Below are 25,200 nucleotides of genomic sequence, written 5' to 3' on the forward strand. Positions count from 1 at the left end.
TTTACAGGAAATTAGGATTAATGACAATAAGTTGGGATTAGAAAAACAATCTCTATATCAAGATTGTCTTCAAATACAAGTTGTAATTTGATATAATGGGAAGGACGATTTGGAGCCTTGATCATTTTTGGTGTGATGAGGCTAGCATTTTAAAACGGAGATAATTATGCAAACGGCACAATTTATTATTGAATTACTAAAAGCAGTCTTTCTTGGGATTGTCGAAGGTATCACTGAGTGGCTACCGATTTCATCTACAGGTCATTTGATTTTGGTGAATGAATTCTTGAACTTGAGACAAAGTAAGGATTTCATTGATATGTTTAATATCGTTATCCAACTTGGTGCTATTCTTGCGGTTATGGTCATTTACTTTAAACGTTTGAATCCCTTCCAACCTGGTAAGACAGCACGTGAAGTGCAATTGACTTGGCAACTTTGGCTCAAGGTGGTCATTGCCTGTATTCCTTCAGCCTTTTTTGGTCTTCTTTTAGATGACTGGATGGAGGCCCATCTCAGTAATTTCTTTGTAGTAGCTATCATGTTGGTAGTCTACGGGATTGCCTTTATTTGGATTGAGGACCGCAATCGACGTGTAGAGCCTAAGGTAACGGATTTGGCACGTATGTCTTACAAGACAGCTTTCTATATTGGTCTTTTCCAAGTCTTGAGTATCATTCCAGGGACAAGCCGTTCAGGTGCTACTATTCTTGGGGGTATCATCGTTGGTACTAGTCGTAGCGTAGCTGCTGACTTTACCTTCTTCCTTGGTATTCCAACCATGTTTGGTTATAGTGGACTTAAGGCGGTTAAGTATTTCATTGACGGGAATACCTTGACAGGTGGACAAGTGGCTATTCTCTTGGTAGCTAGTGTGACAGCCTTTGTTGTCAGCTTGTTCGTGATTCGCTTCTTGATGAATTACATTAAGAAACATGACTTCACTGTTTTCGGAAAATACCGTATCGTGCTTGGTATTATTGTGCTTCTTTATGGAGCTGTCAAACTTATTTTCGGATAATTACTTTTAAGTAAACTGAAAAGGACTTCAATTGAAGTCCTTTTTATCTGGTTTAGAGATTATTTGTGGATAAGTTTTCCAAAGATAAGGTAAGCTAGCAACCATAGGACCAGTCCACAAGTCAAGAAGCTAGCTAGGATTTTCAAGAAGTCCACGATATTATGCAAGGGATACCATCCGGACAAACAGAGAATTGGAAGGATGGTAACACACATGATTGAGAAGTGGAGAAGAGATTGCTGTTTGAGCGATAAACGGTTATCGTCGTAAATGGGTGCAGTTGCTAGTATGATGGCGACGATTAGCCCTGTAAGAAAGGTAGATTTGTTTACTTGATAAGGTTGCCCCGATAAGTAGAGAAAGAGCGTCAATAAACTCGTTATTCCTCCAGCAATGCTAGCTCGTAGCCACCCTTTTTTATAGGCAGTCATGGTCATCACCTCCATGTATATCTTCACTTTTATTATACTCCAATCTAGGATAGATGACAGGTATAAATGGGGAAATACAAGGTTTTGTTAGTATTAAGAAGTTTTTAGAAATCCTTTCCAAAATAAGACTCAAACTTGCTCAGAAATTGCTATCTCTTGGCTTTTCTAGTATAATGAAATAACTACTCGTGCGAGGTTTTTTACATATGGAAATGAAACAAATAAGCGAGACAACTCTAAAAATCATGATTACCATGGAAGATCTTGAAGAACATGGTATGGAATTGAAGGATTTCTTGATTCCCCAGGAAAAAACAGAGGAATTTTTCTATACTGTCATGGATGAGTTGGACTTGCCTGATAACTTTAAAAATAGTGGGATGCTGAGCTTCCGTGTCACGCCACGCAAGGATCGTGTGGATGTCTTTGTGACTAAATCAGATCTTAAGGAAGACCTTGATTTCAACGATTTGTCAGATATGGATGACTACTCAGGGCTTTCTCCAGAAGAGTTCCTCAAGGCTCTTGAGGGTAACTTTATGGACAAGGGTGACATCGAAGCACACCATAAGCTCGAAGAGCTTGAAAAGACCTTGGAAGAGGTTGATAAGGCTATGACAGAGCCTACCAAGGAAGTGGCTGAAGAAAATATTCGTGAAGACTATACCCACTATGTCTTGGCCTTCTCTGACTTTGATCAAGTGGTGACTTTTACGCAAGGTTTGAAGGATATACCTGTTGAAGGTTCTGAGCTTTATAAGCTGGGGGATGTCTACTACATGACGATTCTTCTTTACTTGGCTGATGAGCCTGATTATTACGCGAACAATATGTATGCGCGTTTTCTTGAATATGCGAATGTGGCAGACCGAACACGTGCCTACCTACAAGAGCATGCAACAATCTTGATGGAAGAGGACGCCTTACCGGTACTACAAGCAACGAAATGGAGCTAAGACATGCCTTGGACCATTAACTATATATTCGTTTTGATTGGGACCTTTTTGATAGCCATCGTGATGACCCCTTTGGTACGCTCTTTGGCCTTACGTGTCGGAGCTGTTGACAATCCCAATGCAAGACGTATCAATAAAAAGCCAATGCCTAGTGCTGGTGGTCTAGCTATTTTGTCGGCCTTTGTACTAGCGACCTTGGTCTTTATGCCTATGATTATCCATAAGGATATCTGGCATGTTTCCTACATCAGGTATATCTTACCGGTTGTTGTGGGTGGATCTGTCGTAGCTCTGACGGGCTTCATTGATGATATCTTGGAATTAAAGCCTCTACCTAAGATGCTTGGTATTGTTATTGGAGCTGTTATCGTTTGGGCTTTTACAGACTTCCGATTTGATAGCTTTAAGATTCCATTTGGTGGTCCCATGATTCATTTTGGGCCAGTATTGACCTTGATTTTAACGGTGTTATGGATTGCGGCCATCACCAATGCCATTAATCTGATTGATGGATTGGACGGCTTGGTTGGAGGAGTTTCTATCATTTCCCTTATGACTATGGGGGTGATTTCTTATTTCTTCCTCTATGATACTGATATTTTCTTGACCATGACCATCTTTGTCTTGGTCGCTGCCATTATGGGCTTCTTCCCTTACAATTATCATCCAGCGATTATCTATCTAGGTGATACGGGGGCGCTTTTTATTGGCTTTATGATTGGTGTCTTGTCATTGCAAGGATTGAAAAATGCAACTGCAGTGGCTATTTTGTCACCTGTTATTATCCTTGGAGTGCCTATTGTTGACACAGTGGTAGCCATTGTCCGCCGGAAATTGTCAGGGCGTCCAGCCATGGAGGCTGACAAGATGCACTTGCATCATCGCCTTCTAGCCATGGGCTTCACTCATCGAGGGGCGGTTCTGGTGGTTTATGCCATCGCTATCCTCTTTTCATTGATTGCCCTCCTGTTAAACGTTTCCAGCCGTTTCGGTGGTATTCTCTTGCTCTTGAGTTTACTTTTGGGAATGGAAATTCTGATTGAAGGGCTTGAGATTTGGGGCGTTGGTCGAACACCTCTCTTCAACTTCCTGAAATTTATCGGGAATAGTGATTATCGCCAAGCAACCATGTTAAAATGGAAGCAAGGGCGAAAAAATTAAACATTTGAAAAGCCAAGTAATGGCTTTTTTGTTATAATGATTCTAATTAAGGAAAATGGAAGTTCTCTTTTTATTTTCCAGAAAATAGCAAGACTATTTTCAAAAAAATAATGCAAATTAGCGAGCAAGTGCTCGCTGTATATATGAAAAAAGGAGTATACAATGTCTGTACTTGAAATCAAAAATCTTCATGTTTCTGTTGAAGATAAAGAAATCTTGAAGGGTCTTAATTTGACTCTTAAAACTGGTGAGATTGCTGCTATCATGGGGCCTAACGGAACTGGTAAATCTACCCTTTCAGCTGCTATCATGGGTAACCCAAACTATGAAATCACAGAAGGGGACATCCTTTTTGATGGCGAAAGCATCCTTGATTTGGAAGTTGACGAACGTGCACGCCTAGGTCTTTTCCTTGCTATGCAATACCCAGCTGAAATCCCAGGAATCACAAATGCTGAGTTCATCCGTGCGGCTATGAACGCTGGTAAAGAAGATGACGAAAAGATTTCTGTTCTTGATTTCATCACCAAATTGGATGAAAAGATGGAATTGCTTGGTATGCGTGAAGAAATGGCTGAGCGTTACCTTAATGAAGGTTTCTCAGGTGGTGAGAAAAAACGTAACGAAATTCTTCAATTGCTCATGTTGGAACCTAAGTTTGCTCTTCTCGATGAGATTGACTCAGGTCTTGATATCGATGCCCTTAAAGTGGTTTCAAAAGGGGTTAACGCTATGCGTGGCAAAGGCTTCGGTGCTATGATTATCACTCACTACCAACGTCTCTTGAACTACATCACTCCAGATGTCGTACATGTAATGATGGAAGGTAAAGTGGTTCTTTCAGGCGGTCCTGAATTGGCTGCTCGTCTTGAGCAAGAAGGTTATGCGAAAATCGCTGAAGAGCTCGGTTACGAGTACCACGAAGAAGCGTAAGTCTGTTACTCGAAATAACTAGAAAAGGAGTAACCTATGTCAAAAGAATCTATTATCGCTTTTTCACAAGCAAAAGCAGAGCCACTTTGGTTGCAAGACCTTCGTCAAGCATCCTTTGATAAGCTTGAAAGTTTGGCTCTTCCAAAAATCGAGCGTGTTAAATTCCACCGTTGGAATCTCGGTGATGGAACGATTACTGAAAATGAACCATCAGCAAATGTGCCTGATTTTACAGCGCTTGGAAACAACCCTAAATTGGTCCAAGTAGGAACAAATACTGTACTTGAACAATTGCCAGCTGACTTGATTAGTCAAGGTGTGGTCTTCACAGACCTTACAACTGCTCTTGAGGAAATCCCAGAAGTCGTTGAAGCCTTCTTTGGTAAGGCTGTAGCCTATGATGAGGACAAATTGGCAGCTTATAACTATGCCTATTTCAATAGTGCAGCAGTCCTTTATGTACCAGATAATGTTGAAGTTGACTTGCCAGTTGAAAGCTATTTTTACCAAGATGGAACTTCAAATGTTCCATTTAACAAACACGTTTTGATCGTGGCTGGTAAAAACAGTAAATTGACTTACCTTGAGCGCTTTGAAACGCTAGGTGAAGCGACTGAAAAAGCTAGTGCCAATATTTCAGTTGAAGTCATTGCTCAAGACGGTGCACAAGTCAAGTTTGCGGCTATTGACCGTTTGGGTGAAAACGTCACAACTTATATTAGTCGTCGAGGTCGTATCGGTCGTGATGCCAGCATTGACTGGGCTCTCGGGATCATGAACGAGGGCAATGTTATTGCTGACTTTGATAGTGACTTGATTGGCAATGGAAGTCATGCCAACCTTAAAGTTATTGGTCTTTCATCAGGTCGTCAGGTTCAAGGGATTGATACTCGTGTGACGAACTATGGTAACAACTCTGTGGGTCATATCCTACAACATGGTGTTATCTTGGAACGTGGTACTTTGACTTTCAATGGTATTGGTCACATTGTTAAAGGTGCTAAGGGTGCTGATGCACAACAAGAAAGCCGTGTGCTTATGCTTTCTGACAAGGCACGTTCAGACGCTAACCCAATTCTCTTGATTGACGAAAATGAAGTTACAGCAGGGCATGCTGCTTCAATCGGTCAGGTAGATCCAGAGGATATGTATTACCTCATGAGTCGTGGACTTGATCAAGACACTGCAGAACGTTTGGTTATTCGCGGTTTCTTAGGAGCAGTTATTACTGAAATCCCAGTTAAAGAAGTGCGCGATGAAATGATTTCTGTAACTGATACAAAACTAAACAAACGTTAGGAACTATCGACGCAGATAGTCTAACCTATGATATATCTAGATAGGGAGATAAGATGTCAGCTTTAGATGCCTATAAGATTCGACAAGATTTTGCCATTTTAGATCAGGTAGTTAATGATGAACCTTTGGTATACTTGGATAATGCAGCAACGACTCAGAAGCCTCAAGTAGTTTTGGACACTCTCATGGCCTACTATCATGAGGACAATGCCAATGTTCACCGTGGTGTGCATACTTTGGCTGAGCGTGCAACAGCTGCTTACGAAGCTAGTCGTGAAAAGCTTCGTCAGTTTATCAATGCTAAATCAACCAAAGAGGTCCTCTTTACACGTGGAACGACAACTGGTCTTAACTGGGTTGGTCGTTTTGCAGAGCAGGTTCTTGAGCCAGGAGATGAGGTGGTTATTTCAATTATGGAACACCACTCAAATATCATTCCTTGGCAGGAAGCTTGTAAGAAGACAGGGGCTAAACTTGTTTACGCCTACTTGAAAGATGGCCAATTGGATATGGAAGATTTGGCTAACAAGATTACTGAAAAGACAAAATTTGTCAGTCTAGCTCAGGTCTCTAACGTTTTAGGCTGCATCAATCCTGTCAAAGAGATTGCCAAGCTTGCTCACCAAGTTGGTGCCTATATGGTGGTGGATGGTGCCCAATCGGCGCCCCACATGGCCATTGATGTTCAGGATTTGGATTGTGATTTCTTCACCCTTTCTGGACATAAGATGTTAGGCCCAACAGGGATTGGGGTTCTTTATGGCAAGGAAGAGATTCTTAACCAGATGAATCCTATTGAATTCGGTGGTGAGATGATTGATTTCGTTTACGAACAGGAAGCCACTTGGAAGGAATTGCCTTGGAAATTTGAGGCTGGTACACCTAACATTGCGGGGGCTATTGCTCTTGGTACTGCTGTGGACTACCTCTCTGCTTTAGGCATGGAAAATATTCATGCTTACGAGCAAGAATTGGTAGACTATGTTTTGCCTAAGCTTCAGGCGATTGATGGTCTGACAGTCTATGGTCCAGAGGATCCTAGTCAGCATGCAGGTGTTATTGCCTTTAATATTGATGGGCTTCACCCTCATGATGTGGCGACAGCTCTTGATTATGAAGGAGTGGCAGTGCGTGCGGGTCACCACTGTGCTCAGCCTTTAATTAATCATTTAGGAATCTCATCAGCTGCCCGAGCAAGTTTCTATATTTACAATACCAAAGAGGATTGCGACAAGCTTGTAGAGGCAATTCTTGCGACGAAGGAGTTTTTCAATGGCACTCTCTAGACTAGATAGTTTATATATGGCTGTTGTGGCCGATCACTCTAAGAGCCCTCACCATCATGGTGTCCTACCTGATGTGGAGCAACTTCAACTGAATAATCCGACTTGTGGAGATGTTATCAATCTGTCAGTCAAATTTGATGGTGACGTGATTGAAGACATTGCCTTTGCTGGTGATGGGTGTACCATTTCTACAGCTTCATCAAGTATGATGACGGATGCAGTTATTGGAAAAAACAAGGCCGAGGCTTTGGAGCTAGCGGAGATTTTCTCTCTTATGATTCAAGGAGATCATAAAGATGAAGATAAGCTAGGCGAAGCCAAGCTCTTGGCGGGGGTTTCTAAATTTCCACAACGTATCAAATGTGCAACACTCTCTTGGAATGCCCTCAAAAAAGCCATAGAGAGAAGCGAGCTTTAGGAAGTCAAGGAGCAGTTAGTCTCCTTGACCAAGCAAAAAGGAAAACGAATCAAACCTTTAATAAAGGAAAATACTATGACTGAAACAAATGAAAAAGTAGAACCAAAACCCATTGATTTGGGGGAATATAAATACGGTTTCCATGACGATGTGACACCAGTCTTTTCAACAGGAAAAGGAATCAGCGAGGATGTGGTCCGTGCCATGTCTGCTGAAAAAGGGGAGCCTGAGTGGATGCTTGAATTCCGCTTGAAATCATTGGAAACCTTTAACAAAATGGCCATGCAAGAGTGGGGACCAGACCTTTCTGGTATTAACTTTGATGACTTGACATATTTCCAAAAAGCATCAGACAAACCTGCTCGTGACTGGGAAGACGTTCCTGAGAAAATCAAGGAAACTTTTGAACGTATTGGTATCCCAGAAGCAGAGCGTGCCTATCTTGCTGGAGCCTCAGCTCAGTATGAATCAGAAGTGGTTTACCACAACATGAAAGAAGAGTATGACAAGTTGGGTATTATCTTTACAGATACGGACTCAGCTCTTAAAGAGCATCCAGAGCTCTTCAAGAAGTACTTCTCAAAACTGGTTCCGCCAACAGACAATAAATTTGCGGCCCTTAATTCTGCCTTCTGGTCAGGTGGTACCTTTATTTATGTACCTAAAGGCGTCAAGGTGGATATTCCGCTTCAAACCTACTTCCGTATCAATAACGAAGCGACTGCCCAGTTTGAACGTACCCTTATCATCGTTGATGAAGGTGCCAGCGTTCACTATGTTGAAGGATGTACAGCGCCAACATACACAACGGCTAGCCTTCATGCAGCCATTGTTGAAATCTTTGCACTTGATGGTGCCTACATGCGCTACTCAACTATCCAAAACTGGTCAGATAGCGTCTACAACTTGGTAACTAAACGTGCTACCGCTAAGAAAAATGCGACTGTTGAGTGGATTGATGGTAACCTTGGGGCCGAAGTCACTATGAAGTACCCATCTGTTTACCTTGATGGAGAAGGTGCGCGTGGTACCATGCTTTCAATTGCCTTCGCCAATGCAGGTCAACACCAAGATACAGGGGCTAAGATGATTCACAATGCACCGCATACATCATCATCTATTGTTTCTAAATCAATCGCTCGTAACGGTGGTAAGGTTGACTACCGTGGACAAGTCACTTTCAACAAGGATTCTAAGAAATCGGTATCTCACATCGAATGTGATACCATCTTGATGGATGACTTGTCTAAATCAGACACTATCCCATTTAACGAAATCCATAACTCACAAGTTGCCCTTGAACACGAAGCTAAAGTTTCTAAGATTTCTGAAGAGCAACTCTACTACCTCATGAGTCGTGGACTTTCAGAACAAGAAGCAACAGAGATGATTGTTATGGGATTTGTGGAACCATTTACCAAAGAACTTCCAATGGAATATGCTGTTGAGCTTAACCGCTTGATTAGTTATGAAATGGAAGGATCAGTTGGGTAAAAACTCTGATAATTTAAAGGGACCAGATGGTCCTTTTTGTTTTGCTAGAAAAATCGAGCAATGAGCTCTAGATAACTGTTAGTAACAGAGTAATTGCAAAGTGTAGAAAGCGTTTACAATCGGTATTTAAAAAGATATAATAGATTTGAATAGCAAGTAATGGAGGGGACTAATATGGGAGTGTATAACAGTGACTGGCTACTCAATCAAATTCGAGGGACAGCTAATGTGGTCAGTAAGGCTTTTAAATTTGAGACTCTGGATATTGATTTAGGTCAGGTGGAGGACGAGCAAGGTCACACGATTGATGGCAATGACTACATTGACGACTTGTTAATCCATGAACAGTATGATCAGGCAACTACCTTCATTCATAGTCAACTCAAACGTTTGACAACTAATGACTATAATCTCCTTGTCAGCGTCTATATTGAGTATTTGGAGAATTTGCCACCTGTAATAAGGCAAAAACACCATTTTGATGATAGAAAAATAGCAAGTTTGAGGGAAAAACTGTCCGAATTTTCATGGTAATTTGGTAGAGGGTGTGGAAGCGAAACGCCGAGCGTTTACGATTTTTCCACCCTCTTTTTTGTGTTATAATAGAATCACTATGGATAAATTAATTAAAACAATTTCAGAATCAGGTTCTTTCCGTGCTTACGTTCTTGATAGCACAGAAACTGTTAGAACCGCACAAGAAAAACACAATACTCTATCATCATCGACAGTTGCTTTGGGGCGTACCCTTATTGCCAACCAAATCTTGGCTGCTAACCAAAAAGGTGAAAGCAAAATTACGGTTAAGGTTATCGGAAACAGCTCTTTTGGTCATGTCATCTCTGTAGCTGATACCAAAGGACATGTTAAGGGCTATATCCAAAATCCAGGTGTGGACATCAAGAAAACAGCGACTGGTGAAGTTTTGGTGGGGCCTTTTATGGGGCAAGGGCAGTTTGTCTCAATCATCGATTATGGAACTGGTAATCCTTACACGTCATCAACACCACTTATTTCTGGTGAAATCGGTGAAGACTTTGCCTACTATTTGACAGAATCTGAGCAAACGCCATCTGCTGTTGGTCTTAATGTACTTCTTGACGAAGAGGACAAGGTTAAGGTTGCTGGTGGTTTCATGCTTCAGGTTTTACCAGGAGCTAGCGAAGAAGAAATCGCTCGTTACGAAAAACGCATCCAAGAGATGCCAGCCATTTCAACGCTTTTGGAGTCTGATGACCATATCGAAGCTCTCTTGAATGCCATTTATGGGGATGAACCTTTCAAACGTTTGTCTGAAGAGGAGCTTAGCTTTGAGTGTGATTGCTCACGTGAACGTTTTGAAAATGCCCTCTTGACGCTTGGTAAGGATGAACTTCAAGCCATGAAAGACGAGGATCATGGGGCTGAAATCGTCTGCCAATTCTGCCAAACTAAGTATGAATTTTCAGAAGCTGACTTGGAGGAACTCATCAATGACTAAACTTAATTCGTCCTTCATGATTGGAAACGTGGAAATTCCTCATCGTACAGTATTAGCTCCGATGGCAGGTGTTACCAACTCGGCTTTCCGTACCATTGCCAAGGAATTCGGTGCTGGTCTCGTAGTTATGGAGATGATTTCTGAAAAAGGTCTCCTCTACAATAATGAGAAAACCCTTCATATGCTTCATATTGATGAGAATGAGCATCCAATGTCTATCCAGCTTTTCGGTGGTGATGCTGAGGGCTTGAAGCGTGCAGCCGACTTTATCCAGACCAATACCAAGGCTGATATTGTTGATATCAACATGGGTTGTCCAGTCAATAAGGTCGTTAAAAATGAAGCGGGTGCCAAGTGGCTCAAGGATCCAGACAAGATTTACCACATCGTCAAGGAAGTAACATCAGTACTTGATATTCCTTTGACTGTTAAGATGCGTACAGGTTGGTCAGACAGTGACTTGGCTGTAGAAAATGCCCTTGCAGCTGAGTCTGCAGGTGTTTCTGCCCTTGCTATGCACGGCCGTACTCGTGAGCAAATGTACACAGGTCACTGTGATCATGAGACTTTGGCCCGTGTTGCTAAGGCTATCACTAAGATTCCATTTATCGGAAATGGTGATGTTCGCAGTGTTCAAGATGCGAAACTTATGATTGAAGAACTTGGTGTAGATGCTGTTATGGTGGGTCGTGCAGCCATGAACAATCCTTACATTTTCACGCAAATCAACCACTTCTTCGAAACAGGAGAGGAGTTGCCAGAGCTTCCATTTGATAAGAAATTGGACATCGCTGAAGACCACCTCAAACGTTTGGTAGATCTTAAAGGTGAAAAGATTGCTGTTCGTGAATTCCGTGGTCTTGCACCACACTATCTTCGTGGAACAGCGGGAGCAGCCAAGGTTCGTGGCGAAGTCTCACGTGCCGAGTCTGTGGCTCAGGTCGAAGAAATCTTTGCAACTTTGCGATAAATCTATATCTGATGAAAACTTAACCAGCTTGGTTAGGTTTTTATTTTACCTTTATTCTTCCTTGATAGTGATGATAGCCCGTCGCTAATCTTTTTCTTGCTCCACCCTTGCAAAACCTCTGTGTTTTCGATATAATTAACTGGTTAAGTAAATGGAGAAAGCAATGCTAGAACTAGAAGAACAAGTAAATCAATTGATTAATCAGATTTTGCTTAAGGCTGAAAATCAGCATGAGCTCCTCATTGGTCAGTGCCGTAGTCAGGTTAAGTTGACCAATACTCAGGAGCATATTCTCATGCTTTTGTCTGAGGGACGAAAGACCAATTCTGAGTTGGCTAAGACCCTCAATGTTAGCCAGGCTGCTGTTACCAAGGCAGTTAAAACCTTGGTCAAAGAGGGCATGTTGGAGGCTAAGAAAGATAAGGATGATGGGCGCGTGACCTACTTTGTCTTGACACAAGAAGCTCAACCCATAGCCCAAGAGCATGAGGAACACCACCAAGAGACCTTGGGGGTCTATCGGTCTGTATTGGATCAGTTCGATAATCAAGAGCGTCAGGTGATTGGACGTTTCTTGACAAAATTAGCAGAAAAAATCGAGGATTAAGATGCGCTATATTACAGTTGAAGGACTGAGCTTCCAGTATGATTCGGAGCCTGTTCTGGACAATATTCACTATCATTTGGATTCTGGGGAGTTTGTGACCCTAACTGGGGAAAATGGAGCTGCCAAGTCAACGCTTATTAAGGCTACCCTAGGAATTCTCAAGCCTAAGAAGGGAACTGTAACCATCTCTGAAACCAATAAAGATGGTAAAAAGCTTCGCATGGCCTATCTTCCACAGCAGATTGCCAGCTTTAATGCAGGTTTTCCAAGCACGGTCTACGAGTTTGTTAAGTCTGGCCGTTATCCTCGCCAGGGCTGGTTCCGTCGTTTGACTAAGCACGACTTGGAGCATGTTCAACGTGCCCTTGAGTCTGTAGGAATGTGGGAAAATCGTCACAAGCAAATTGGTCATCTCTCAGGTGGGCAAAAGCAACGTGCCGTTATTGCTCGTATTTTTGCCTCGGATCCAGATATCTTTGTCTTGGATGAGCCAACGACGGGTATGGATGCAGGAACAGCCAATACTTTCTATGAACTCATGCACCACTCGGCTCACAAGCATGGCAAGTCTGTCTTGATGATTACCCACGATCCAGAGGAAGTCAAGGAGTACACAGACCGTAATATTCATCTAGTTCGTAACCAGAAATTGCCTTGGCGTTGTTTCAATGTCCATGAAAAGGATGGAGAGGAGCACAAACATGATTAGTGAATTATTAGCCTATGATTTTATGCAACGTGCTATTCTCGCCGTGATTGCTATCAGTATCTTTTCGCCAATTTTGGGGCTTTTCTTAATTCTTCGTCGTCAGAGTCTGATGAGCGATACCTTGAGTCACGTGTCCCTAGCTGGGGTGGCTGTTGGGATTTTCTTGGGACTATCAACCACTTGGATGACCCTTGTGGTTGTGGTTATTGCTGCTTTGGTTTTAGAATATCTCAGGGTTAGTTACAAGCATTATATGGAGATTTCAACGGCTATCCTCATGTCAATGGGATTGGCAGTGGCTCTTATTCTTAGTAACAAGGCAGGTAGCAGTAGCATGAGTCTAGATAGCTATCTTTTCGGTTCTATCATCACGATTAGCCCAGAGCAAGTGCGTGCCCTCTTTGTTATTGCGGCTATTATACTGGTCTTGACTCTACTCTTTATTCGTCCTATGTATCTTTTGACCTTTGATGAGGACACTGCTCATGTAGATGGCTTGCCAGTTCGTCTCATGTCTCTCCTCTTCAATATTGTGACAGGGATAGCGATTGCCCTGATGATTCCAGCAGCAGGATCACTTTTGGTTTCCACCATCATGATTCTTCCAGCAGCTATTGGTATGAAAATAGGTCAAACCTTTAAATCTGTCATTTTCTGGGCTATTGGTATTGGTTTGGTTGGCATGCTCTCTGGTATTTTTATTTCCTATTATTGGGAAACACCAGCTAGTGCAACTATTACCCTCATCTTCATCGCCTTCTTTGGTCTGGTATCCATCTTTGAACCTCTCTTAAAAGCAGAGTAAATAATAGAAGAAAAGGGCTTGAGAAATCAAGCTCTTTTTGTGATATACTAAAGTGGTTTTTGAGAGAAGTTAAAATAAGAATGGTAGATTTCTAGGCAGAAAAAATGATTAGTTTTTTCTGGTGTCTACTATTATTTGTAACAGTAACAAAAAAGGAGAAAACATGGAAATCTTTTTAACGAGTATATCGGGAATCCTAGTCATCTTAGGTATGATTTTAGTGGGATTCGTTATGGGCGAAAAAGGCTGGTTTGACGACAAGTCACGTGGTCTTATAGCGAAGCTAGTCACTCAAATTGCCCTGCCTTGTTACATGCTCTATACGATCACACAGCGTTTCACAGCGACAGACCTACTTAAAATGTTGCCAGAATTGCGTTTTCCTGCACTGTCTATGGTGATTTTGCTTGGCATTGCGACAGCGGTGGCTAGCATTTTTGCAGTGAAAAAGGAGCGTCGTGGCCTCTTTATTTCCATGTTTTTTAATTCGAATACTATTTTTGTGGGGCTCCCTATCAATCAAGCCCTCTTTGGCGATGCTAGTATTCCCTATGTTCTTATCTATTATATGTGCAATACGACCTTTTTCTGGACCTTGGGAACTTACCTTATTCAGCGAGATGGGGAAGGAGAGGCAGAATTTGATTTAAAAACAAGTCTGAAAAAGATCTTCTCTCCCCCTCTAATGGGTTTCATGTTAGGTCTTATTATTGTTATCCTTCATATTAAATTACCAACTTTTTTAGCCAGTGACTTGAAGTATTTGGGTAGTTTGACGACTCCTTTATCTATGATTTTCATCGGTTTGTCAGTGTCAAATGCAGGTGTGAAGCAGTTGGTTCTTAAAAAGGACCAGGTATTGATTTTGTTGGGACGCTTTGTAGTTGCCCCTCTCTTGATGGCTGCCATTGTTTACTGGGCACCTCTCCCAACTTTGATGAAACAAGTTTTTATCATCCAGTCTGCCATGCCTGTCATGACCAATGCTCCAGTAGTTGCTAAACTCTATGGAGCTGATAGTGATTACGCAGCTGTTATGGTTACTGAGACTACCCTTGCAACTATGGTTGTTATCCCAATTTTGATGGTTTTGATGGCTTAAAAATAATCAAGTAACCCCTGTTTTTCTGGGGGTTTTTAAATTTGTAAAAAAATTCAAAAAAAAGTTTACGAAAACGCTTTACAAATCGTAAAAAGATGCTATAATAATTACATAAGTTATGCAAGCGTTTGCATCGAAACATAGGAGGAAATGAAATGAATAAGCTAAAAGAAAAATTTGGCTTTGAGTTCTGGCAAAAATTCGGTAAAGCCCTCATGGTTGTTATCGCAGTTATGCCAGCAGCAGGTCTCATGATTTCTCTCGGTAAAACAGTTGCCATGATTAATCCAAACGTGGCACCACTCGTTATTACTGGTGGATTTCTTGAGCAGATTGGTTGGGGGGTTATTGGTAACCTTCACATCTTGTTCGCCCTTGCCATTGGTGGTAGCTGGGCTAAGGAACGTGCAGGCGGTGCCTTTGCGGCAGGTCTTGCCTTTATCTTGATTAACCGTTTGACTGGTTCAATCTTTGGTGTTACTTCAGATATTCTTGCTGATAAGGCTGCTACAGTCCACACCGTTTTTGGTCAATCAATCAAGGTATCTGATTACTTCATCAGTGTTTTGGAAGCTCCAGCCCTCAACATGGGTGTGTTCGTAGGTATCATCTCTGGTTTCATCGGAGCTACTGCCTTCAACAAATACTATAACTTCCGTAAATTGCCAGAAGCTTTATCATTCTTCAATGGTAAACGTTTCGTACCATTCGTAGTTATTCTTCGATCAGCTATCGCAGCTATCGTTCTTGCTATCGTATGGCCAGTTATCCAATCAGGAATCAACGGCTTCGGTATGTGGATTGCCAACTCAAAAGAAACTGCTCCAATCTTGGCACCGTTCTTGTTCGGTACTTTGGAACGTCTTCTCTTGCCATTTGGTCTCCACCACATGTTGACTATCCCAATTAACTACACTCAATTGGGTGGTACTTATGAAGTTTTGACAGGTGCTGCTAAAGGGACTGAAGTATTGGGTCAAGACCCACTCTGGCTTGCTTGGGTTACTGACCTTGCAAACCTTAAAGGTGCACACCCAGAACAATACAAACACGTTCTTGAATCTGTTACACCAGCCCGCTTTAAAGTTGGACAAATGATTGGTTCATTCGGTATCTTGATGGGTATCGTAGTAGCCATCTACCGTAACGTCGATGATGATAAAAAACATCAATACAAAGGGATGTTGACTGCAACTGCACTTGCAACATTCTTGACAGGGGTAACAGAGCCAATCGAGTACATGTTCATGTTCGTGGCTACTCCACTTTACATTGTTTATGCTTTGGTACAAGGATGTGCCTTTGCCATGGCTGATATCGTTAACCTTCGTGTTCACTCATTCGGTTCTATCGAGTTCTTGACACGTACACCACTTGCTATTAACGCTGGTTTGGCGATGGATATCGTTAACTTCATTTGGGTAACTGTACTCTTTGGTGTTATCATGTTCTTCATCGCAAACTTCATGATTAAGAAATTTGACTACGCTACACCAGGACGTAACGGTAACTATGAGCAAGCTGATGATGCTTCATCAGAATCTGCTGGCTCAGCAAGTGCTGGAACAAGCTCAGCAAGCTCACAAGTTATCAACATTATCAACCTTCTTGGTGGACGTGCTAACATCGTCGATGTTGACGCATGTATGACTCGTCTCCGTGTTACTGTTAAAGACGCTGAAAAAGTCGGAACTGAAGAACAATGGAAAGCTGAAGGAGCTATGGGTCTTGTCATGAAAGGACAAGGGGTTCAAGCTATCTATGGTCCTAAAGCAGACGTATTGAAATCTGATATCCAAGACGTTCTTGATTCAGGTGAAGTTATTCCTGAAACACTTCCAAGTCAAATGACTGCTGTTCAAAAAGCAGAAGCTACCTTCAAAGGTGTGACTGATGAAGTGCATTCAGTTGCTGATGGTCAAGTTATCAACATCGAAGATGTTAAAGACCCAGTATTCTCACAAAAAATGATGGGTGACGGCTTCGCTGTAGAACCAGAAAACGGTAAAATCGTTTCACCAGTAGCTGGTAAAGTGACAAGCATCTTCCCAACTAAACACGCTCTTGGTTTGGTAACTGACAATGGTCTTGAAGTTTTGGTTCACATCGGACTTGACACTGTTAGCCTTGAAGGTAAACCATTCGACGTTAAAGTTACTGAAGGTCAAACAGTTGCTGCAGGTGATCTCTTGGTTGAAGCAAACCTTGATGCTATCCGTGAAGCAGGTCGTGAAACATCTACAGTTGTTGTCTTTACAAATGCAGATGCAATCAAATCAGTTAAAGTAGAACATACAGGTAAATTGGCTGCTAACGCTCCAGTTGCAGAAGTAGAACTTTAATTTGCTAAACGATAAACAAGCAGACAGCCCTTGGGCTGTTTTGTTTGTAAATGACCCTATGTCATTTCTAGATGCAAGTCAGAAGAGGGATAAACTTATGAAATTTCTAACTTTAAATACTCACAGTTGGATGGAAGAAGATGCAGAAGGAAAATTCCAAACCTTAAAGGAACAGATCCTAAAGGCTCAGTATGATATTATTTGCTTCCAGGAAGTTAACCAAGAAATAGAGACTTCTGTTGTAGACATGGATGCTTACTATCATGCACTTCCATCAGCAACACCAATCCACCAAGATCACTTTGTCCGTCTTCTTGTGGAAAAGTTGGCTGAAGAAGGTCTTCAATACCATTGGACTTGGGCCTATAATCACATTGGTTATGATCACCTTAATGAGGGGGTTGCCGTCTTGTCACGTCAACCATTGACAGCTAGCGAAATCTTGGTTTCAGATGTTGATGATCCAACTGACTACCATACACGCCGTGTAGCAGTTGCTGAAACTACTGTAGATGGCCGAGAAGTTGCTGTTGCTAGTGTTCACCTTTCATGGTGGGACAAAGGTTTCCAAGAAGAGTGGGCACGTATTGAGGAACGTTTCAAAGCTATTGGGAAACCGCTCATCCTAGCAGGTGACTTTAATAACCCAGCAGGTCGCGAAGGGCATCAAGCCATCTTGGCTAGCTCGCTCAATCTTCAAGATAGTTTTGAAGTAGCTAAAGAAACAACTGGTAGCTATACAGTTGGACCAGGTATCGATGGTTGGAAGGGCAATGAAGAGCCTTTACGTATCGATTATGTCTTTGTTAGCCAAGATTGGACAGTAGAGCGCCTTAGTGTGATTTTTGACGGCCATAATCAACCTTTGGTAAGTGACCACTACGGTCTTGAAGCAGAATTAACATTTAAGTAGAAACTGTATCCTATTATGACCTAATAAGGGTAAAAAACATTGTCAAAAGACAAATAAAAGAGTAAACTAGAAGCTATAATTGAATTTTTATAAGGAGAGACTAATGGCTCATATTACATTTGATTATTCAAAAGTTTTGGATAAATTTGTAGCACCACACGAAGTGGACAACCTTCAAGCACAAGTAACAGTAGCAGACGAAATGATTCGCAAAGGAACTGGCCCAGGGGCAGACTTCCTTGGATGGCGTGACCTTCCAGAAAACTACGATCGTGAAGAATTTGATCGTATCTTGAAAGCTGCTGAAAAAATCAAAGAAGAAAGCGATGTTTTGGTTGTTATCGGTATCGGTGGTTCTTACCTTGGTGCCAAAGCAGCCATTGACTTCTTGAATCATCACTTTGCTAACCTTCAAACAAAAGAAGAACGCAAAGCTCCACAAATCGTTTACGCTGGTAACTCAATTTCATCAACTTATCTTGCAGACTTGCTTGAGTATGTTGAGGATAAAGACTTCTCAGTTAACGTTATCTCTAAATCAGGTACAACAACTGAACCAGCTATCGCTTTCCGTGTTTTCAAGGAACTCCTTGTTAAGAAATACGGTCAAGAAGAAGCAAACAAACGTATCTACGCAACAACTGACCGCCAAAAAGGTGCCGTTAAAGTTGAAGCAGATGCTAATGGTTGGGAAACTTTCGTTGTTCCAGATGACATCGGTGGACGTTTCTCAGTATTGACAGCTGTAGGTCTCTTGCCAATCGCAGCTTCAGGTGCTGATATCAAAGCCCTTATGGAAGGTGCTAACGCTGCACGTAAAGAGTATTCTTCATCTAAAATCTCTGAAAACGAAGCTTACCAATACGCTGCACTTCGTAACATCCTTTACCGTAAAGGTTACACAACTGAAATCTTGGCTAATTACGAACCATCACTTCAATACTTCTCAGAATGGTGGAAACAATTGGCTGGTGAATCTGAAGGTAAAGACCAAAGAGGTATCTACCCAACATCAGCAAACTTCTCAACAGACTTGCACTCTCTTGGACAATTTATCCAAGAAGGTACACGTAACCTCTTTGAGACAGTTGTTCGTGTGGAAAAACCACGTAAGAACGTGATTATCCCTGAATTGGAAGAAGACCTTGATGGACTTGGTTACCTCCAAGGTAAAGATGTTGACTTTGTTAACAAAAAAGCAACAGACGGTGTTCTTCTTGCACACACAGATGGTGATGTACCAAACATGTTCATCACTCTTCCTGAACAAGATGCCTTTACATTGGGTTACATCATCTACTTCTTTGAAATTGCTATCGCCCTTTCAGGTTATTTGAATGCTATCAACCCATTCGACCAACCAGGTGTAGAAGCATATAAGAAAAACATGTTCGCCCTTCTTGGTAAACCAGGATTTGAAGAACTTGGAGCAGAACTTAACGCTCGCTTGTAATTCTCAGATAAGATCAGCTTTGGCTGGTCTTTTTTTATCCATTTGTAGGCTAAACCCTCCATTAATGATTTCTTGTAGGTTAATTTACGAATTTTTATTTTAAACTTTTTGGACTGGCTAGTTGGGTTTTGTTGCTCTTTAATTTAGAAATGATTGTTGTTATAATTAGTTCAAGTATAGGAGGATGAATCATGATTGGACCTGTGGAAATGGGTGCTTTGTTGAAAAAAATTCGTTTATCAAAGAATTTGACATTGAAAGAACTTGCTAGTGATTATTTATCAGTATCTTTCCTATCAAAATTTGAACGTGGGGAATCTGATATCTCATTATCTAGATTTTTTCTTTTGTTAGATAAATTGGATGTCAGTATTGAAGAATTCTATGGTATTTTATCTCAAGATAATCCAACTCATACTGAAAAGTTATTAGAAAGTGCTAGTAAGGCTTATTATCAAAACGATAGTTTATCGTTACAGAAGTACGCTGGAGAAGAGCGTCATAAATTTGAGCTCACACAAGACAAATCATTTCTCTATAACAGTATTATGCTAGAATCTTTTTTGGCAAGTGTTTCAAATAAAGAGGTTGATGCAAAGAAGGTAAGGGAATTAACAGACTATCTTTTTAGCATTGAACAATGGGGAAAAAGAGAGTTAATCATATTAGGAAATAGTATGTCGTTTATTTCCACCCAGACACTTAATGTTTTGACCAAGGAGATTGTGTATAGAACTAGACTTTTTGGAAATAGCGACTCAAATCAAAGAATCCGAATTAGTCTTCTTATTAATGCAGCTTCTGAATTTTTACGACGTGATGAATTAGATTTAGCGAAATACTATTTAGATTTAGTCAATGATAGTGGAATTCCTGAGGTCCTCTTATATGAAAGACATGAGTTGATATTTGTAATGGGGTCTTACTTGATAAAGTCGGGTGAAGTTGCTGAAGGGAGAAATCTAATTGAGGGCTGTATAGAAACTCTTAGGACTTTAGGTGCGGAAAAGTTATTGCTTGCTAAGGAATCAGAGTATCAAGAGTTGTTAAATTCCACTATATGACAATTTTATAGAGTGAGTTAAAAAATAGAATAAACTAAGACCATAGTATGACATCACTATGGTTTTTAATTTTCAATGGATATATGGTATTCCAATGTCTTCAATTTATCCAACTGATTATATACCAAGGTGATTTAGATTGTGAGGAAATCTATGAGAACCTATATTCTTAAATACAAGTATGACAACTTAGTTCATATCTTACTGTTAGCACTGAATGCTGCTATTTTCGTGAGTGCCTCGGTAACCTTAGCTTTAATGACGAATCAGCTGGTATCTAAGCGAATCCAATCTTTTTTAGCTCTGTTAGGTCTAGAGGTAGGTCTTTACATTATTTATTTAGTTTTGAATTATATTATTGCGGTACATCAAACAAAATTAATCCAAAAAATGACTTTGTCTATTCGTCAGTCTTATCTTAGTAAAATTATTCACCATTCTTTTAGTGAATTCAGAAAGAGTGATATTGGAGAGCATCTCTCAGTATTAAATAATGATATCCAATTGATTGAATCAAATGGTTTTACAAGTATTTATACTCTTTGTTCAACAGTATTCACCACTTTGTTTTCAATTATTGCCTTATTAAGTTATGATGTAAGGATTGTTCTTCTAGCCATTTTTTTGACTTTATGTCTGACTTATCTTCCCAAACCATTTACCAATAAAATGCAGAAATCAATGGAGATATTTTCCAAAGCGAATGAGGAGCTTGTTTCTGGAATAAGCGATCAGTTGTATGGATATGCGGATGTTTATTACGCCAGTCGTAAACAGATATTTCTTAGACAAGTGAGGTCCATTGTTGAGAAATATATTGTACAAAAAATTATTTTTACAAAAAGAAAGACTAGCACTGAGACGCTGATGGCTTTATTTTCAGTTATCGCCCAGATGTTGATACTTCTTCTAACTGGTTTGTTAATTATTTTTGGAAATATTACTGTTGGAACCATTGCCTCGGTAGGACAGATATCAGGTAATATTTTTAACTCTCTATCCACTATTAATCAGCTGCAAGTGACCATTAAGTCTGTCGATCCTATCTTAAGAAAATTTCACGATTTTCCAGAGGGTCCAAAGACTTGCATAGCGACTATTCAGGATGTTCGCTTTGAGAATGTAAGTTATCATTTTGGAGATAAGGCTATTTTTGAGGGATTCACCCAAACCTTTAAAAAAGGAGGCAAGTATGCTATTACTGGATGCTCAGGTAGTGGGAAGTCAACCCTGCTTAATATATTCCTAGGTAATCTTAAAGATTACGAGGGAAAAATCTTGTTTGGAAAATTGGAGTCAAAAGAGATTGATGAGAACTCAATCGTGTCTGAATGTGCCTATGTTGGGAGTCAAACTCATATCTATAATGATACCTTGAGGAACAATCTAACCCTTTGGAATGAAGCTATTACTGATACACAAATCAAGAAAGTTCTTGAAAGAGTTAATCTTTTATCTTTCTTAAACCGTATAGATGAGCAAGTAAGCGACGGTAGCTTTTCGGAGGGCCAAAAACAAAGAATAGGCCTGATAAGAGCATTTTTAAAAGGATGTTCTGTTGTGATTTTTGATGAAGCTACTGCAAATCTTGACCATAATAATGCTACTCGTATTGAGCACCTATTATTAAGTGATCCTAATATCACTTATATCACGGTTACCCACCATCTTATAAAGGAAAATGAACCATATTTTGATAAGATTATTCGTTTGGGAGAGGGGACTGAGTAAATGTTTCATATGATAGATGCTTAGGATTTATTTCAATTTTACTAACGGCAGTCAAAGTGCTATAATGTAAGGGATTGTGAATTTAGCAAGCTTTGCTATTTTCAAAAAAGAAAAAACAAATCAGAGATACAAATCTCTTAGAAGAGGTGAATCCCATGGGACGTAAATGGGCTAATATCGTTGCTAAGAAAACTGCTAAAGATGGTGCAAACTCTAAGGTTTACGCTAAGTTTGGTGTTGAGATCTATGTAGCTGCTAAACAAGGTGAACCAGATCCAGAATCAAACTCAGCTTTGAAATTTGTTTTGGAGCGTGCTAAACAAGCGCAAGTGCCAAAACACGTTATTGATAAGGCCATTGATAAGGCTAAAGGTAACACTGATGAAACTTTCGTTGAAGGACGTTATGAAGGTTTTGGACCAAATGGTTCTATGATTATCGTAGATACTTTGACTTCAAACGTTAACCGTACAGCTGCTAACGTACGTACTGCCTTTGGTAAAAATGGTGGTAACATGGGTGCTTCAGGTTCTGTTTCATACATGTTTGATAAAAAAGGTGTTATCGTTTTTGCAGGCGAAGATGCAGATGCAATCTTTGAACAATTGCTTGAAGCAGATGTAGAAGTTGAAGATGTAGAAGCAGAAGATGGTACTATCACTGTTTATACTGAGCCAACAGATCTTCACAAAGCTTTGGAAGCTCTCCGTGCTAACGGACAAGAAGAGTTCCAAGTGACTGAACTTGAAATGATTCCACAAACTGAGGTTACTCTTGAAGGTGAAGACCTTGAAGTTTTCGAAGGACTTATTGATGCGCTTGAAGCAGACGATGATGTTCAAAAGGTATATCACAACGTAGCAGATATGTAGTCTCATTCAGCACTTTCCGTCATAAGGAAAGTGTTTTTATGTGGTCTGTCTAAGGATTTGTCTTGCTTGTCCTGACTTAATCTGATATAGTAGTAGCCAAGTGAATTATTGGAGGAATACGAAATATGAATATGATGCTAGTTTTGGCCATTTATGTGGTCGCAATTGTTGCTTATGTAGCTTTCAGCCGTCGTCGCCAAGCAAAGGCACAGGAAGATCGTTTTGCAGGCCTTGCGAAGGGTGCTGAGGTTGAAACAATCGGTGGTTTGATTGCTATTGTTGATGAGATTGACAAAGAGAATAACCGTATCGTTTTGGATGCAGAAGGTGTCTTCTTGACCTTTGATTTGAGTCGTTCAATCATGAAAGTAATCACACCAGCACCAACTACAGAAACAGCAGAAACAACTGAAAAGACAATTATCGAAGAAGATTCAGCAATTGAATCTGCTGATGAAAAGTAAGATGTGTATTTGAGACTAGGTTAAATCCTGGTCTTTTTGCGTTTTCTAATCTTATCGGTATTAAAATCTGTTCAGAACCCCTGAAAATGTGGTAAAATAAAGGGTAAACTATATTTAGAGGATATTCCATGTTTAAATTTAGAAAAAAATCTCATCAAGAGGTTCTAGACAATATTCCCAACCATATCGGTATTATTATGGATGGAAATGGTCGTTGGGCTAAAAAACGTCTACAACCACGTGTGATGGGGCATAAGGCTGGGATGGACGCCTTGCAAAAGGTAACTATCGAAGCGTCACAACTTGGAGTTAAGGTATTGACAGTATATGCCTTCTCAACTGAAAACTGGTCACGCCCACAAGATGAAGTGAAATTCATCATGAATTTACCAGTTGAATTTTTTAACAAGTATGTACCAGAATTAGACAAAAACAATGTTCGTATTTTGACAATCGGAGATAACAGTCGTCTGCCTAAGGAAACCTTAGATGCTCTTGAAAAGGCAGTTGAGCAGACAAAACATAATTCCGGTTTGGTTCTCAACTTTGCACTGAACTATGGTGGTCGTGCGGAGATTGTATCTGCAGTTCAAGCGATTGCTAAAGAGGTTGAAGCAGGCAAACTCAGTCCTGAAGCTATTGATGAAGATCTCATTGCTAAGCATTTGATGACAGATAAATTGCCTTACCTCTACCGTGATCCAGATTTGATTATCCGTACGAGTGGCGAGCTTCGTCTTAGTAATTTCTTGCCTTGGCAATCTGCCTATAGTGAGTTTTACTTCACAGATGTTTTCTGGCCAGACTTTGACCAACAAGGGCTACGTCAAGCCATCTCTGACTACAATAAACGTCACCGTCGCTTCGGTGGTGTCTAGAAAGGACCTCTCATGCAAGAACGTTTAATTGGTGGGGGTGTGGCAGCAGCCATTTTCCTCCCATTGCTCTTTATCGGTGGTCTTCCTTTCCAACTTTTGGTTGGAGCCATGGCCATGGTTGCAGTGTCTGAGATGCTTCGCATGAAGCACTTGGAGATTTTCTCTATCGAGGGTATTTTATCAATGGTGGCAGCTTTTATCTTGGCTGTGCCGATTGATCAGTATTTTATCAGTCTTCCAACAAATGCTAGTGTGACAGGTTTCGCTGTTATTTCATTTTTGATTCTAGCGGGGACTGTCCTTAATAGCGACCATTATTCTTTTGATGATGCAGCTTATCCAATCGCATCTGCCTTTTATGTTGGTTTTGGTTTCCAAAATCTCATTGCGGCACGTTTGGATAGTTGGGAAAAAGTTCTCTTTGCCCTTTTTATTATTTGGGCAACAGATATTGGAGCTTACCTTTTTGGTCGTCAATTTGGTCAGAATAAGCTATTGCCAAAAGTATCACCAAATAAGACTATTGAGGGTAGTGTCGGTGGTATCTTATCCGCAATCATTGTGGCTCTTATCTTTGGTTTGATTAACCACGGCGTTTATGCCCCTCATAACTTCTTCTGGTTGCTTATCTGTACGATTCTCTTTAGTATCTTTGGTCAATTTGGTGATTTGGTTGAATCAGCTATTAAACGTCACTTTGGCGTTAAAGACTCAGGCAATCTCATTCCTGGACACGGTGGTGTTTTGGACCGTTGCGATAGCTGGATCTTCGTTTTCCCAATCATGCACTTCCTAGGACTTTTTTAAGAGT

25 protein-coding genes are annotated in these 25,200 nt (G+C 40.7%); 24 read left to right on the plus strand and 1 reads right to left on the minus strand.

The annotated features are described in order from the left end of the window. The first annotated feature begins 166 nt into the window (after positions 1–166). Positions 167–1,021, plus strand: a complete 855-nt coding sequence (locus tag SSAL8618_RS01235) for an undecaprenyl-diphosphate phosphatase (RefSeq protein WP_002883622.1) — start codon at positions 167–169, stop codon at positions 1,019–1,021. Between the two features lie 59 nt (positions 1,022–1,080). Here the strand turns inward: SSAL8618_RS01235 and SSAL8618_RS01240 are convergent, their stop codons facing one another. Continuing rightward, entirely contained in the window at positions 1,081–1,452 is a 372-nt protein-coding gene (locus tag SSAL8618_RS01240) for a DUF3021 family protein (protein ID WP_002886434.1), read from the minus strand. A 206-nt stretch (positions 1,453–1,658) separates the two neighbouring features. On the opposite strand from SSAL8618_RS01240, the gene mecA reads away from it, so the two are divergent. The 23 genes from mecA to SSAL8618_RS01355 all read left to right on the plus strand — a co-directional run bounded on the left by mecA (position 1,659) and on the right by SSAL8618_RS01355 (position 25,196). Further along, the gene (mecA, locus tag SSAL8618_RS01245; RefSeq protein WP_014633817.1) at positions 1,659–2,408 is read left to right on the plus strand and encodes an adaptor protein MecA; all 750 of its coding nucleotides are present in this window, start codon (positions 1,659–1,661) and stop codon (positions 2,406–2,408) included. A gap of 3 nt (positions 2,409–2,411) precedes the next feature. Then, the gene (locus SSAL8618_RS01250) at positions 2,412–3,569 is read left to right on the plus strand and encodes a glycosyltransferase family 4 protein (RefSeq protein WP_038675191.1); all 1,158 of its coding nucleotides are present in this window, start codon (positions 2,412–2,414) and stop codon (positions 3,567–3,569) included. A 162-nt stretch (positions 3,570–3,731) separates the two neighbouring features. Then, on the plus strand, positions 3,732–4,502 hold the full coding sequence (sufC, locus tag SSAL8618_RS01255; protein WP_038675193.1) for a Fe-S cluster assembly ATPase SufC: 771 nt from the start codon (positions 3,732–3,734) through the stop codon (positions 4,500–4,502). Positions 4,503–4,538: 36 nt separating this feature from the next. Next, the gene (gene sufD / locus SSAL8618_RS01260) at positions 4,539–5,801 is read left to right on the plus strand and encodes a Fe-S cluster assembly protein SufD (protein WP_038675195.1); all 1,263 of its coding nucleotides are present in this window, start codon (positions 4,539–4,541) and stop codon (positions 5,799–5,801) included. A 53-nt stretch (positions 5,802–5,854) separates the two neighbouring features. Continuing rightward, entirely contained in the window at positions 5,855–7,087 is a 1,233-nt protein-coding gene (locus tag SSAL8618_RS01265) for a cysteine desulfurase (protein WP_037611136.1), read from the plus strand. After that, entirely contained in the window at positions 7,074–7,505 is a 432-nt protein-coding gene (gene sufU, locus SSAL8618_RS01270) for a Fe-S cluster assembly sulfur transfer protein SufU (protein WP_037611135.1), read from the plus strand. The genes SSAL8618_RS01265 and sufU overlap by 14 nt, the downstream gene beginning before the upstream one ends. A gap of 75 nt (positions 7,506–7,580) precedes the next feature. Beyond that, complete coding sequence (gene sufB, locus SSAL8618_RS01275) at positions 7,581–8,999, plus strand: Fe-S cluster assembly protein SufB (protein WP_002883666.1); 1,419 nt, start codon at positions 7,581–7,583, stop codon at positions 8,997–8,999. Between the two features lie 174 nt (positions 9,000–9,173). Continuing rightward, positions 9,174–9,533 carry a hypothetical protein gene (locus SSAL8618_RS01280; protein ID WP_002883594.1) on the plus strand — a complete coding sequence of 120 codons (360 nt, stop codon included), beginning with the start codon at positions 9,174–9,176 and terminating at the stop codon, positions 9,531–9,533. Between the two features lie 79 nt (positions 9,534–9,612). Beyond that, on the plus strand, positions 9,613–10,479 hold the full coding sequence (gene hslO / locus SSAL8618_RS01285; protein ID WP_037611134.1) for an Hsp33 family molecular chaperone HslO: 867 nt from the start codon (positions 9,613–9,615) through the stop codon (positions 10,477–10,479). Continuing rightward, entirely contained in the window at positions 10,472–11,449 is a 978-nt protein-coding gene (dusB, locus tag SSAL8618_RS01290; protein WP_002883588.1) for a tRNA dihydrouridine synthase DusB, read from the plus strand. Before hslO ends, dusB begins: the two co-directional genes overlap by 8 nt. A gap of 163 nt (positions 11,450–11,612) precedes the next feature. After that, complete coding sequence (locus SSAL8618_RS01295; protein WP_038675197.1) at positions 11,613–12,056, plus strand: zinc-dependent MarR family transcriptional regulator; 444 nt, start codon at positions 11,613–11,615, stop codon at positions 12,054–12,056. Between the two features lies 1 nt (position 12,057). Further along, a complete protein-coding gene (locus SSAL8618_RS01300; RefSeq protein WP_038675201.1) occupies positions 12,058–12,765 on the plus strand; it encodes a metal ABC transporter ATP-binding protein in 708 nt (235 codons plus the stop codon). Next, complete coding sequence (locus SSAL8618_RS01305; protein WP_038675203.1) at positions 12,758–13,570, plus strand: metal ABC transporter permease; 813 nt, start codon at positions 12,758–12,760, stop codon at positions 13,568–13,570. Before SSAL8618_RS01300 ends, SSAL8618_RS01305 begins: the two co-directional genes overlap by 8 nt. Before the next feature lie 163 nt (positions 13,571–13,733). After that, the gene (locus tag SSAL8618_RS01310; RefSeq protein ID WP_038675204.1) at positions 13,734–14,672 is read left to right on the plus strand and encodes an AEC family transporter; all 939 of its coding nucleotides are present in this window, start codon (positions 13,734–13,736) and stop codon (positions 14,670–14,672) included. Positions 14,673–14,827: 155 nt separating this feature from the next. Next, positions 14,828–17,014 carry a PTS transporter subunit IIBC gene (locus SSAL8618_RS01315; protein ID WP_002883689.1) on the plus strand — a complete coding sequence of 729 codons (2,187 nt, stop codon included), beginning with the start codon at positions 14,828–14,830 and terminating at the stop codon, positions 17,012–17,014. 97 nt (positions 17,015–17,111) lie between these two features. Continuing rightward, positions 17,112–17,927 carry an endonuclease/exonuclease/phosphatase family protein gene (locus SSAL8618_RS01320; RefSeq protein WP_038675207.1) on the plus strand — a complete coding sequence of 272 codons (816 nt, stop codon included), beginning with the start codon at positions 17,112–17,114 and terminating at the stop codon, positions 17,925–17,927. Between the two features lie 103 nt (positions 17,928–18,030). Beyond that, complete coding sequence (locus SSAL8618_RS01325; protein ID WP_002883580.1) at positions 18,031–19,380, plus strand: glucose-6-phosphate isomerase; 1,350 nt, start codon at positions 18,031–18,033, stop codon at positions 19,378–19,380. Between the two features lie 191 nt (positions 19,381–19,571). Further along, positions 19,572–20,444, plus strand: a complete 873-nt coding sequence (locus SSAL8618_RS01330) for a helix-turn-helix domain-containing protein (RefSeq protein WP_038675209.1) — start codon at positions 19,572–19,574, stop codon at positions 20,442–20,444. A 153-nt stretch (positions 20,445–20,597) separates the two neighbouring features. Further along, complete coding sequence (locus SSAL8618_RS01335; RefSeq protein WP_038675212.1) at positions 20,598–22,175, plus strand: ATP-binding cassette domain-containing protein; 1,578 nt, start codon at positions 20,598–20,600, stop codon at positions 22,173–22,175. Positions 22,176–22,330: 155 nt separating this feature from the next. Beyond that, complete coding sequence (locus SSAL8618_RS01340) at positions 22,331–23,047, plus strand: YebC/PmpR family DNA-binding transcriptional regulator (protein WP_002883635.1); 717 nt, start codon at positions 22,331–22,333, stop codon at positions 23,045–23,047. Positions 23,048–23,172: 125 nt separating this feature from the next. Continuing rightward, complete coding sequence (locus tag SSAL8618_RS01345; RefSeq protein WP_038675213.1) at positions 23,173–23,511, plus strand: preprotein translocase subunit YajC; 339 nt, start codon at positions 23,173–23,175, stop codon at positions 23,509–23,511. A gap of 128 nt (positions 23,512–23,639) precedes the next feature. Continuing rightward, positions 23,640–24,389, plus strand: a complete 750-nt coding sequence (gene uppS / locus SSAL8618_RS01350; protein ID WP_002886457.1) for an undecaprenyl pyrophosphate synthase — start codon at positions 23,640–23,642, stop codon at positions 24,387–24,389. A gap of 12 nt (positions 24,390–24,401) precedes the next feature. After that, on the plus strand, positions 24,402–25,196 hold the full coding sequence (locus SSAL8618_RS01355; RefSeq protein ID WP_037610707.1) for a phosphatidate cytidylyltransferase: 795 nt from the start codon (positions 24,402–24,404) through the stop codon (positions 25,194–25,196). Positions 25,197–25,200: the final 4 nt, after the last annotated feature.

The organism is Streptococcus salivarius, assembly GCF_000785515.1.
GTDB lineage: Bacteria > Bacillota > Bacilli > Lactobacillales > Streptococcaceae > Streptococcus > Streptococcus salivarius.